Origin of the sequence: Christiangramia echinicola DSM 19838, from assembly GCF_000423065.1 — a bacterium.
GTDB lineage: Bacteria > Bacteroidota > Bacteroidia > Flavobacteriales > Flavobacteriaceae > Christiangramia > Christiangramia echinicola.
The window spans coordinates 1-12,469 of the sequence record NZ_AUHG01000020.1; the positions used below are offsets into that span (position 1 = coordinate 1).

9 protein-coding genes are annotated in these 12,469 nt (G+C 36.8%); 4 read left to right on the top strand and 5 right to left on the bottom strand.

Annotation, left to right across the window (positions count from 1 at the left end; genetic code table 11):
- The 4 genes from G530_RS0114995 to G530_RS0115010 all read left to right on the top strand — a co-directional run.
- Positions 1-3,974 (top strand): T9SS C-terminal target domain-containing protein (locus tag G530_RS0114995; RefSeq protein WP_026935306.1); only part of this gene is annotated, 3,974 nt, incomplete at its 5' end.
- 12 nt (positions 3,975-3,986) lie between these two features.
- Positions 3,987-4,898: a PorP/SprF family type IX secretion system membrane protein gene (locus G530_RS0115000; RefSeq protein ID WP_026935307.1), complete on the top strand. Its 912-nt coding sequence runs from the start codon at positions 3,987-3,989 to the stop codon at positions 4,896-4,898.
- A gap of 17 nt (positions 4,899-4,915) precedes the next feature.
- Positions 4,916-6,775 carry an OmpA family protein gene (locus tag G530_RS0115005; protein WP_026935308.1) on the top strand — a complete coding sequence of 620 codons (1,860 nt, stop codon included), beginning with the start codon at positions 4,916-4,918 and terminating at the stop codon, positions 6,773-6,775.
- Between the two features lie 326 nt (positions 6,776-7,101).
- Positions 7,102-8,568: a S41 family peptidase gene (locus G530_RS0115010; protein ID WP_035716608.1), complete on the top strand. Its 1,467-nt coding sequence runs from the start codon at positions 7,102-7,104 to the stop codon at positions 8,566-8,568.
- A 281-nt stretch (positions 8,569-8,849) separates the two neighbouring features.
- Here G530_RS0115010 and G530_RS0115015 read toward each other — a convergent pair whose 3' ends face one another.
- The 5 genes from G530_RS0115015 to pyrR form a co-directional block, all read right to left on the bottom strand.
- Positions 8,850-9,356 carry a CAP domain-containing protein gene (locus G530_RS0115015; RefSeq protein ID WP_035716600.1) on the bottom strand — a complete coding sequence of 169 codons (507 nt, stop codon included), beginning with the start codon at positions 9,354-9,356 and terminating at the stop codon, positions 8,850-8,852.
- A 177-nt stretch (positions 9,357-9,533) separates the two neighbouring features.
- Complete coding sequence (locus G530_RS0115020; RefSeq protein WP_026935311.1) at positions 9,534-10,442, bottom strand: ribonuclease Z; 909 nt, start codon at positions 10,440-10,442, stop codon at positions 9,534-9,536.
- A gap of 39 nt (positions 10,443-10,481) precedes the next feature.
- A complete protein-coding gene (locus tag G530_RS0115025) occupies positions 10,482-10,814 on the bottom strand; it encodes a hypothetical protein (RefSeq protein WP_026935312.1) in 333 nt (110 codons plus the stop codon).
- A gap of 53 nt (positions 10,815-10,867) precedes the next feature.
- Entirely contained in the window at positions 10,868-11,800 is a 933-nt protein-coding gene (locus G530_RS0115030; RefSeq protein WP_026935313.1) for an aspartate carbamoyltransferase catalytic subunit, read from the bottom strand.
- 8 nt (positions 11,801-11,808) lie between these two features.
- A complete protein-coding gene (gene pyrR / locus G530_RS0115035) occupies positions 11,809-12,348 on the bottom strand; it encodes a bifunctional pyr operon transcriptional regulator/uracil phosphoribosyltransferase PyrR (protein WP_026935314.1) in 540 nt (179 codons plus the stop codon).
- Between the last annotated feature and the right edge of the window lie 121 nt (positions 12,349-12,469).

Below are 12,469 nucleotides of genomic sequence, written 5' to 3' on the forward strand. Positions count from 1 at the left end.
ATACTGAAATTACTTTAGATGCATCTGGATCTACTGTAAACGGTACGGCTTCTTATTCATGGACTATGGATGATGCTAATGGAGCTGAAGTTGGAACTGAGGTTACCTTAGATGTAGATGCAGCAGGAACTTATTTCCTAACTGTTACTGATACAGATAACGGATGTACCGCTACAAATTCTGTAACCGTAGCACAGGATAATACTGCTCCAACAGCTGAGGCTGGTGAAGAAATGGAGTTAACCTGTACTACTACTTCAGTAATGCTGAATGGATCTGGTGATTCTGCTAATGCAGATGCTGATCTTTCTTACGCATGGACTGGTCCTGAAGGTTATACTTCTTCAGAAGCTATGCCAAGCGTTTCTACTATTGGTACTTATACTTTAACAGTAACCGATAATGATAATGGTTGTTTTGCAACTGATACTGTAGAAGTAACAGAGGATATCACTGCTCCTACTGCGGAAGCTGGTGAAACAATGGAATTAACCTGTACTACTACTTCAGTAATGCTGAACGGTTCTGGTGATTCTGCAAATGAAGATGCAGATCTGTCTTACGCTTGGACTGGTCCTGGAGATTTCACTTCAGACGTGGCTATGCCTAACGTAACTGTAGAGGGTCTTTATACACTTACTGTAACAGATAATGATAATGGATGTTTCGCAAAAGATACTGTTGAAATCACTAAGGATGATAATGTGCCTACAGCTTCAATTGAAGGAAATGAAGAATTGAACTGTAACAATACTGAAATTACTTTAGATGCTTCTGGATCTACTGTGAACGGTACGGCTTCTTATTCATGGACTATGGATGACGCTAATGGAGCTGAAGTTGGAACTGATGCAACCATAGATGTAGATGCAGCTGGAGTATATTTCTTAACTGTAACCGACCTTGATAATGGATGTACCACTACTAACTCTGTAGATGTAATTTTCACTCCAGATACTGAAAATCCTGTAATTACTGAATGTGCTGCTGAAGTAACCGTATCTGCTGGTCCAGGTGTATGCGAAGCTTCTGAAGTTGAACTTGGTATGCCAACGGCAACTGATAACTGTGATAGTGAATTCACTATTACTAATGACGCACCTGAAGTATTCCCATTAGGTCAGACAATTGTGACCTGGACTATTACTGATGCTTCTAATAATTCTGTTCAATGTGAGCAAATCGTGAATGTATCAGATGATGAAGCTCCGGTAGTTACTAATTGTGCTGCGGAAGTAAATGTATCTGCTGATGCAGGTGTATGTGACGCTTCTGAAGTTGAACTTGGAATGCCAACCGCAACAGATAATTGTGATTCTGAATTAACATATGAAAATGATGCTCCTGAAGTATTCCCATTAGGTCAGACAATTGTGACCTGGACTATAACTGATGCATCAAACAACTCTGTTCAATGTGAGCAAATCGTGAATGTAACAGATGATGAAACTCCGGTAGTTACTAATTGTGCTACGGAAGTAAACGTATCTGCTGCTGCAGGAGTATGTGAAGCTTCTGAAGTTGAACTTGGAATGCCAACCGCAACAGATAATTGTAATTCTGAATTAACATATGAAAATGATGCTCCTGAAGTATTCCCATTAGGTCAGACAATTGTGACCTGGACTATTACAGATGCTTCTAACAACTCTGTACAATGTGAGCAAATCGTTAATGTAACAGATGATGAAGCTCCGGTAGTTACTAATTGTGCTGCGGAAGTAAACGTATCTGCTGATGCAGGAGTATGTGACGCTTCTGAAGTTGAATTAGGAATGCCAACTGCTACAGATAATTGTGATACCGAATTGACTTTTGAAAATGATGCTCCTGAAGTATTCCCAGTAGGTCAGACACTTGTAACCTGGACTATTACAGATGCCTCTAATAATTCTGTTCAATGTGAACAAATGGTATATGTAACCGATGATGAAGCTCCGGTTGTAGAAACTATTGCTGATATTAATATTGAAAGTGATCTGGATGTTTGTGGAGCTGTTGTAGCATTTGAAAGTATTGTAGCTACAGATAACTGTGAAATTGATACTATCGAAGTAACTGAAGGTTTAGTTTCAGGTTCGGTTTATCCAATAGGAACTACTACGGTAATTATTACGGTAACCGATATGTCTGGAAATGTTACAACTACTAGCTTTGATGTAACGGTGACAGATAGTCAAATGCCAGAAGTTAACTGTCCTGATAATATTATTACCAGCACTGAGGCTGGAGAATCTTATGCAATTGTAAACTTTGAAAACGCGACTGCTACAGATAATTGTGAAGTAAGCGTTGAACAAACAGAAGGACCGGTATCCGGAACTCAGTTTGAAATTGGAACAACTACCGTTACTTTTACTGCTACTGATGCTTCTGGCAATCAAACTGAATGTAGCTTTACCGTAACAGTTCAAGATGATGAAGATCCTACTCTGGAATGTCCATCAGATTATGTTTCTGGTGTAGATACTGGAATTTGTGGTGCTGTTGTTGAATTTGAAACTCCAGTTGCTTTAGATAATTCTGATGATGTGACCGTAACTCAAACAAGTGGTCCAGCTTCAGGTGATCAATTTCCTATAGGAGAAACTGTTGTAGAATTCACTGCTACCGATGCAGCTGGCAACTCAGCTACCTGTAACTTTACGGTAACCATTGCTGATGACGAAGCTCCTCAGATAAATGATATGGAAGATATAACTGTTAACAATGACGCCGGAGTTTGTGGTGCTGTTGTTACCTTCGAAGATGCAACTGCTACCGATAATTGCGGAGTGGAAAGTATTATAATGACTGAAGGTCTTGACTCTGGTTCAGAATTCCCACTTGGAAAAACTACAGTAACTTATGTAGCTACAGATACGGCAGGATTAACTGCCACCACAAGCTTTACCGTTACCGTAATAGATAATGAAGCTCCTTCAATAGAATGTCCTGAAAATATTACAATCGATGTAGCATTTGGAACAACTTCTACGGTGGTTACTTATGATGCATTAACAGTTACCGATAATTGTGGTGGTACGACCACAACTATGACAAGCGGAATTGCTTCAGGCGAAGAATTTCCAGTAGGAGAAACGACTATAACTTTTACGGTGACAGATGATAATGGAAATGAAGCAACATGCGAGTTTACTGTAACTGTAAATGAAAATGAGGCTCCTGCTCCGCCACCGGCACCAAACCCAACTGTTGGAGTTGCACCTACCTGTGCCAATCCATTAGGTTCTATTGTAATTGAAACCCAGGAAGGCGTTACTTATAGTATAGATGGTGAAAACTATGTGGACTCTGCAGTTTTTGAAAATATTGAACCTGGAACTTATGAAGTTACTGTAAAGGATGAATTCGGACAGGTATCAGAGGTTACTACGATTACAATAGAAAATCCTGTAGCTAGTGATATAGAACTTGTAAATAACGGAGTAATTGACCTTTGTATCGAAGATTCAATATACGACCTCTTTAAATTATTTACTGGAGATTATGATGACTCTGGAGTTTGGGTAGATACTGAAAACTCTGGTGCACTTGATAATGGATTTATAGATCCTTCAATGTTAACTACCGGACAGGCATATACTTTCGAGTATCAGGTGACAGGAAATTGTAACTCAACTACAGAGGTAAGCGTATTGGTGAATGATGACTGTATAGTGCTTGATTGTAGTTTAACAGATCTAAGGGATAGTATCTCTAAAGCAGTTACGCCAAACGGAGACAATAGAAATGATTTCTTCGAAGTGGATCTTGATACAGAATGTGGTTTTACTTATGACCTCAAGATATTTAACAGATGGGGTGCTGAAGTATTTACTGCCCAAAACTATCAAAACAACTGGGATGGATTTTCAAAAAGTTCATTTACCAATTCGAACCAATTGCCTTCAGGAACATACTTCTACATTCTGGAAATCAGAAATAGTGAGTTTAAGCCGATTCAAGGATATATCTACTTAGGAACAAAATAAAAAAGGGAAACCATGAAAAAAGTATTCGTAATCATATTGATTTTGTTTGTTGCCTCCCCAGGTTATTCGCAACAGCTCCCTCAGTTTACACAATATATGTATAACACGATCTCAATAAACCCGGCTTATGCGGGCAGCAGGGATGGGTTTTCAACGGTGGGACTTCACAGGAGCCAGTGGGCAGATATGGAAGGCGCACCAACTACACAAACTCTCTCTTTACATTCTCCATTGTCTAATGACAAAGTAGGATTAGGATTGTCTATCATAAATGACAATTCTGGTTATGAGAATTATACATACGCATATGGGGATTTTGCCTATCGTCTGGATTTAAGTGAGGATGTCACTTTACGCCTGGGATTAAAAGCGGGTATGAGCTATTATAGCCTGGAAGAAGAATTATTAAATGATCCCTCTGTTGCTAACGATCCGTTTTTTCAGGATCAGTTTAATCGCTGGACACCAAACTTCGGGTTAGGTTTCTATTTATCGGCTCAAAACTGGTATATAGGAGGCTCTGCGCCAAAAGTCATTAATAATAACAACAATGAAGCCAACGAATATATGGCGCTGGAACAGGTTCATTATTATCTAACCAGTGGATATGTTTTTGATCTAAGCAGCAATGTAAAATTAAGACCATCTACTTTGTTGAAAGCAACTAACGGAGCGCCACTTTCAGTAGATATTTCAGCAACTACGATCTTAAATGAAAAGTTCTATTTAGGTGCTAATTATAGAATAGACGATGCACTAGGTGCATTTTTAGATATTCAATTGTTCGAGGGATTCCGTGCAGGATATGCTTATGAATACCCAATTTCAGATATAAGTCCTTATACTTCTGGATCTCACGAAGTTCTTTTGATCTATGAATTCAGATTTAAAAATACAAGGTATAAATCACCCCGTTTCTTTTAACCTAAAGCCTGTAGATTATGAAAAAATATTACTCTCTATTTTTAATACTTCTCTCCTGCTCAATTACGGTGCAAGCGCAGAGTGGAAAACAGAAAAAAGCAGATAGGCTTTACCAGGATTTCGCATATCTGGAAGCAACCGACGTTTATAAAGAACTTATCGAAAAGGAATATAATGTCACTTATAACTCTACGAAGTTAGGAGACACTTATATGATGCTTAGAAGTCCTGAGAATGCAGTTTTTTATTACGGTGACGTGATCCAGGATACTGCGATCTCTCCAGAATACTATTACAAATATGCCCAGGCTCTTCGTGGAGTTAAGAGATATGATGAATCCAGAGAATGGTTACAAAAATATCTTGAATCCGGACGTGGATCTGATGAGATCAAAGAAATGATCGAAAAAAGCGAATATAATACCAACGCAACTTATAAATTAGAATCTGCAGATTTCAATACTGAAGTAAGTGATTTTGGAGTTTTTGTAAAAGATGACCAGGTATATTTCGTTTCTGCCAGAGCTCAGGATACTGAAGTTAAAAAGAAAACCTATAGCTGGAATGAAGAACCATTCCTGGATATTTATGTGCTTGATAAGGGATCAGGGAGCGTTACTCCTATTGGAGGAGAAGTGAATACAAAGCTTCATGATGGCCCGGTAGTTATAAGTCCTGACGGAAATACGATGTACTTTACCAGAAACAATTACCTGGATAATAAGGAAGGTAAAAGGGATAAGGATAAAACCAATCACCTTAAATTATATGTTGCTACTAAATCTGGAAATGGATGGGCGTCTGTAAAGGAATTGGCTTTCAACAGCAATGAATATTCTGTTGGCCATCCTTCTCTATCTCCTGATGGTAAAACTTTATATTTTGCCTCAGATATGCCAAATGGTATGGGAGGAACAGATATATATAGAGCTTCTGTAGATTCATTAGGTAACTTTGGAGAACCAGAAAATTTAGGTGAGCCTGTAAATACTGAATTTGACGAGACATTTCCTTTCATGGATACCGATGGTACCCTGTATTTCTCATCTAACGGACATGCGGGATTAGGTTTGTTCGATATTTTCAGAATGACAGAAGAGGATGGTGTAGAAAATCTGGGTGAGCCAGTAAATAGTAACATGGATGATTTTGCCTATTTTCAGGTAGCAGATTCCAGAGAAGGATATATTTCTACTAACCGTGATGGAGGTAGTGATAATATATACGTTTTTAATAAGCTGAATCCTTTGGTATTAAAAGGTCAGGTGACTGATGCTGTAAATGGAAATCCAATTTCAGCAGCAACTATAAGAATTATGAATGACGGTGAGCAGATCGCCTTTCTTGAAACAGATGAAGAAGGAAACTATGAAACTGAGATTGCCAGAGATAAAAGTTTTCCTCTCGAAGCAAAAGAGATCAAGTATGAAACTTTTGAAGGTGAATTGAGTACAATGGACTCTGATGATACCGATGAAATGGAGTACAACATTCAGCTTAATCCTGTAAAGGATGTAGAGTATCTTGCTGAAATAGACAATATATATTTTGATTTCGACAAGTCTAATATAAGACCTGATGCCGCTAAAGAACTGGATAAGTTAATTACTCTTATGCAAGATGAATATCCAGATCTTGTTATTGAGATAGGGTCACACACAGACCGTCGGGGAAGTAATGCCTACAATGAAAAATTAGCTGAAAGAAGAGCTAAATCTACCCGAGATTATCTTGTAGAGAATGGTGTTGCTGAAGAAAGAATTGTAGAATTCAAAGGTTACGGAGAAACTAAACCTGCAATTGATTGCGATAGATGTTCTGAAGATGATCATCAATTGAATAGAAGATCTATGTTTAGCGTCGTGCAAATGGATTAACAACGAAAAATTCTGAAAGAGGCATTCCAGGTTACTATCCGCCCCCCTATTGTAATCAAATTGTCATAATATCTCTTTCGATTTTTAATTAAATTTAAACTACAATCGATAAAATGGGGTAATTATCAAATTAGAGATAATTATTAAGATTAATCGAAATCGACCCCAACAGATCGATTTGAAAAGAAAAAGGTTCAGCCTCTAGCCTGAACCTTTTTCGCTTTTATTACGTAAGTATTATCAGCAAACGCATTATTATTGCATCAATATCATTTTAACAGGAAATGGCATAATTGATGAACCTTAGTAATGAAAAAGAAAAGCTGATGAAATTGAGAAACATACTAATGCTCAATAGTCTCTTATGTCTTGCCCTGATAGGATGCACCAAAGACACAGAGGATATTGAAACGAATTCCCAGAATGAAATTACCAGGCCAGATAACTCTGTAGACAATCCAGAACTGGAAGTTGAAAGCTTTGTTTATAATGGCTTGAATGAGATATACCTTTACAAGTCTGATATTCCAGAACTGGCGAACGGGTACTTTCAAAACACAAATGATAAAAGTGAATTTTTAGCAAAAGCCGATTCACCCGAAGATCTATTTGATGATCTTACTTCCAGCATAGACAGGTTCAGCTTTATTACAGATGATTTTGAGAGTCTGGAAGATAGTTTTGATGGAATTAGCGGAGCAACCGGAATTAAGTTTGGGATTGGAAGAATTGCCGGGACTAATAATATCTTCGGAATAATAAGATATATCCTTCCAGGTACTTCAGCTGAAGATGCCGGCTTAGTGCGGGGAAATATTTTCACCGAAATCAACGGACAGAAACTTACTTCAAATAATTTCAGTTCTCTTATTGATCAATCTAGTTTTACCATTAATGTGGGTTATGTAGAGAATAGTGAAATATTTCTTACAGAAAATGAAGTAACTCTTACAGATGATAACTATACCGAAAACCCTGTTTTTATAGCTAAAACTTTCGATATTGGAGGAAGAAAGATCGGTTACCTGATGTATAATAGCTTTATCGCAAACTTTGATGAAGAATTGAATAAGGCTTTTGGAGATTTTAAAGCTAATGGAGTGACAGATCTGGTTCTGGACCTAAGATATAACGGTGGCGGTTCAGTTGAATCTGCTAAGGACCTTTCTAGCATGATCACGGGCCAGTTTAAAGGAAAGATTTTCATCAAGGAACAATGGAATTCAAAATATCAGAACTTCTACGAAACACAGAATCCTGAAGCATTGAATAACAGGTTTGATGATAAAATTAGAGGAGGCGCCAGTATTAATAGCTTAAATCTTCCTGAAGTTTATATTCTTACTTCCAATTCAAGTGCCTCAGCCAGTGAGCTCGTTATAAATGGTTTAACGCCTTATATCAGTGTAATTCAGATTGGAGATAGAACGGTTGGGAAATTCCAGGCATCTGTAACGTTATATGATAGTGAGGATTATGGTAAATCTGGTAGAAGTACAAACCATACCTATGCCATGCAACCATTGGTATTCAAATCTATAAACTCTGCAGGAAGATCAGATTACATTGATGGTCTCCAACCAGATATAACTTATATTGAGAATTTAAATGATTTTGGTGTTCTTGGAGAACAGGATGAGCCTCTATTGGAAATAGCTATAAATGATATCCTGGGCCGTTCCCAGACAGATAAATCTCAGATTAACAGGCTCGAAATTGAATTACTTGGAGAAAGTGGCATGAATAATCTGGAATATCAAAAGATGTATATTGATGCCTTACCAGATCTATAAATTTCAGTATTATATCAAATTAGAAAAGTTCAGGTAATCCCTGAACTTTTTTAGTACCTCTTCTTAGATAAATAGTTTTTACTACCTTCTTCAAATCTATTGAGTATCCTTACAAAATCTTAAAAAATGAGGTAATGTAGGAGTCGATATATAAATTAATATTCCCTTATCATATTCATTATTATTCCTACATGTTAAATCTAAAATAAAGGCATAAAAAAAAGGGCCAGCCTCTAGCCTGAACCCTTTTCTCGATTTGGGGGGAAAACAAACCTTAATTTTTATTTCTTTATAAAGATATTGGTAAAGTAATTCTTTCCATTTTCATCCTGTCTTACTGATATGCCAATGTGTGAATACTCTCCCTCTACATTTTCTCTATGACCTTTACTCTTTAGCCACGCATTCACTACAGCTTCTGAAGTTCTATAACCAAATCCAACATTCTCTGCAACGGCTCTTGCACCTACCTTATTCATTAACTTCGACGCGCGCAGTGAAAAGTTATCATGGCTTACTAATCCTTCTTCGATCATATATTCATTGTGATCTTCAGATTCAACAGAAAGCTCAGCCATTGCTTTTAGCTCAGATAATCCAAGAGCCTTTCTGTAAATATTAATTTCTTCCAGAATTTCTACTTCTATAGTATTATAGCTGTATTCAGCTTTTTCAGTAACCACCTGATCATAAGAAGTTAATTCGTCTTCGATGTTATCATTTGAACAAGATGTAAGAAAAACTGCACAAAAAATAAATGTAATTCCTGTTAATGTAATTTTTTTCATCGGTTGAAATGTTAGATTCAGGGAAGACTAATGTACATTAAATACCGACTAAATGCATAATGAACTTAAAAATTACTTAATTTTCTGTAATTTTTAACATTTCTTGTAGGAAAATACAGTCGAATGATTGATTTTCAATCGATTAAAGGTGTGTAAGAAGTTAAATAATATGATGTGTTATTCAACGATTATTTCCTTTCCGTCATCGGCTAAGATGATCTCAGAAAATATAGGGGAAGCCTCTGTCCGGAATAATTCTATATCATTATACCGGGTAGAGTAATGGCCAAGGATCAAAGTCCCGACTTCTGCAGCTTTCGCGATAGTAGCTGCCTGTTTAGCCGTAGAATGTTTAGTAGGAAAGGCCAGTTTAGCCTGATCTTCGAGAAAGGTAGATTCATGATATAAAGCGGTAGCTCCTTTAATTAAAGGAACCAGTTCCATATCAAATACAGTATCGCTACAATAAGCGTAGGATTTCGGAGGCTGCGGATCTGCAGTTACCAAATAATTAGGAATTAGTTTCCCGTTTTCTGAAACTACATCTTTACCTTTTTTAAGGCTTTTATAAAGGGAGAAATCTATATTATATTCTTCAGCCTTATCTATTAACAGCTTCCTATCCCCTTCTTTCTCCTTAAAAAGGAAACCATTAGTATAAACACGATGCTTTAAAGGTAATGTACTTACAATTACTTTAGAATTCTCATAAATAACTTCGGGCTCCCTTGAGGTAAGTTCATGAAAAATTAATGGAAAGTTTGTCCAGGAATTAGCTAGCTTTAACTGAAGGGTAATAATTTCTTTTATTCCTTTAGGACCATAGATATGTAATTCGGTTTCGCGATTTAGAAGCCTGAAAGTACTTACAAGGCCAACCAGGCCATAGAAATGATCTCCATGCAGGTGAGAGATGAAAATGTGTTTTATTTTCGAAAATTTGATCTTATTCCTGCGCAGCTGTACCTGAGTACCTTCTCCACAATCAATAAGAAAATGATTATTCTGTATTTCAAGAACCTGTGATGTAGGATTGGTAAAACTTCTTGGGGTGGCCGCATAGCAACCAAGAATATTGATCTTCATTCGACCTTAGTTTTCGATTATTTTCGAGAATCTATACGTTTAAAATCCAAGATCTCTCTGGATCTCATCCATCTGGATCATATCTTCAGCTTCCTGAATCGTTGGAACCACTACAAGTTCTTCAGGTAGTTCGTCGATACCAACAGCATCATTTACAATCACAAAGCTTTTATTCTCATTCCTATGAGTTGTTGAAATTTCCAAAAACGCCAGTAATTGATCAGATTTAATATTGGTAAATGTCATTAGGTTTACCACGATATTATCATTCTGAAAATCTGAATGATGCTTGGTAAGCTCAGATGCAAAATTGGTTAAAGAATCACCTTCATTTTCTATAAGTAAGAAGGTTTCTTTTCTGGAAGTTTTCATATTCTAATTCTAATTTCTATCTAATATAAAAAACTGAACAAATAAAGTTCACTCTATTGTTTAATTTTCGAAGCAAGTAAATAGATCACAGCCATTCTTACAGCAACCCCATTTTGAACCTGATCCAGAATAATGGCATGCTCAGAATCTGCAATATCACTGGTAATCTCTACTCCCCTATTAATAGGACCGGGATGCATGATTACTATTTCTTTATTAAGACTATCCAGTAATTTTTTATTCAGGCCAAACTGTTTTACGTATTCACGAGTACTTGGAAAATAGCTAATATCCATTCGTTCATTCTGAACTCGCAGCATATTGGCTACATCGCACCATTCTAAAGCAGCTTTCAGGTTGGTTTCAACTTCTACTCCTAGAGATTCTATATGTTTAGGCAACAAGGTTTTGGGTCCACAAACCTTCACCTGTGCTCCCTGAAGTTTAAGGGCAAAGATATTTGAAAGGGCTACTCTACTATGCAGAATATCTCCCACAATAACCACCTTCTTCCCGGCCACATCGCCCAGTCTTTCTCTGATTGAATAAGAATCAAGCAAGGCCTGTGTAGGATGCTCATGTGCTCCATCACCAGCATTAATAATACTTGCCTTCACATGTTTTGAAAGAAATATACCAGCACCAGGATTGGGATGACGCATCACCACCATATCCACTTTCATAGAAAGTATGTTGTTAACTGTATCTATCAGAGTTTCTCCTTTTTTTACGGAAGATGAAGCAGCTGAAAAGTTAATCACATCTGCGCTCAATCTTTTTTCTGCTAGCTCAAAAGAAAGTCGAGTTCTCGTACTGTTTTCAAAAAATAGATTAGCAATGGTAATATCTCTTAAAGAGGGTACTTTTTTAATAGGTCGGTTAATTACCTCTTTAAAATGATCGGCAGTTTTGAAGATTAATTCTATATCTTCAGGTTTGAGATATTTAATACCTAATAAGTGATCTACACTTAATTCGCTGTTCATTTTTTTATCTATTTTGAAATAAGATAAACTGCATCTTCCCCATCATTTTCTTCCCAGCTTACCTTTACTTTTTCTTCATTTATTGCATCTACCTGTCTACCGTTATAATCGGGTTGTATTGGTAAGTGTCTGCTAAACCTTCTGTCTATTAAACTTAGAAGTTCTATTTCTTTGGGTCTTCCAAAAGATTGAATAGCAGTTAAGGCTGCTCGAATACTACGCCCCGTGTATAGAACATCATCTATAAACACCACACATTTATCCTCAACTATAAAATCTATTCTGGTTTTATTGGCTTCCAGGGGTTTCTCTCCCCTTCTAAAGTCGTCTCTATAAAAGGTAATATCCAATTGCCCGGTTTTAATAGAATCAAGTCCATATTCTTCCTTAAGAATCTTCTCTATTCTATTAGCCACATGAATACCTCTGGGCTGAATCCCTACAAGTACGGTATCTTTAAAATCTGTATGTTTTTCTACTAATTGACAGGCCAAACGATGTAGAATGATATTGAGTTGGTTAGAGTCTAGTAGTACTTTCCGGCTCATGAGACTGTTTGTAGATTGCAACAAAAGTAATGTTTTTTTTGAATTGAATTATATGTTCCCCGGTATCTTCTAATTTCATAACTAAAGTTAAAACATCAGGATTTCGTAAATTTAAAGGAAG

Coding starts and splice junctions, on each gene's coding strand:
- G530_RS0115000 (WP_026935307.1), top strand. CDS start 3,987: ATGAAAAAAGTATTCGTAATCATATTGATTTTGTTTGTTGCCTCCCCA.
- G530_RS0115005 (WP_026935308.1), top strand. CDS start 4,916: ATGAAAAAATATTACTCTCTATTTTTAATACTTCTCTCCTGCTCAATT.
- G530_RS0115010 (WP_035716608.1), top strand. CDS start 7,102: ATGAAATTGAGAAACATACTAATGCTCAATAGTCTCTTATGTCTTGCC.
- G530_RS0115015 (WP_035716600.1), bottom strand. CDS start 9,356: ATGAAAAAAATTACATTAACAGGAATTACATTTATTTTTTGTGCAGTT.
- G530_RS0115020 (WP_026935311.1), bottom strand. CDS start 10,442: ATGAAGATCAATATTCTTGGTTGCTATGCGGCCACCCCAAGAAGTTTT.
- G530_RS0115025 (WP_026935312.1), bottom strand. CDS start 10,814: ATGAAAACTTCCAGAAAAGAAACCTTCTTACTTATAGAAAATGAAGGT.
- G530_RS0115030 (WP_026935313.1), bottom strand. CDS start 11,800: ATGAACAGCGAATTAAGTGTAGATCACTTATTAGGTATTAAATATCTC.
- pyrR (WP_026935314.1), bottom strand. CDS start 12,348: ATGAGCCGGAAAGTACTACTAGACTCTAACCAACTCAATATCATTCTA.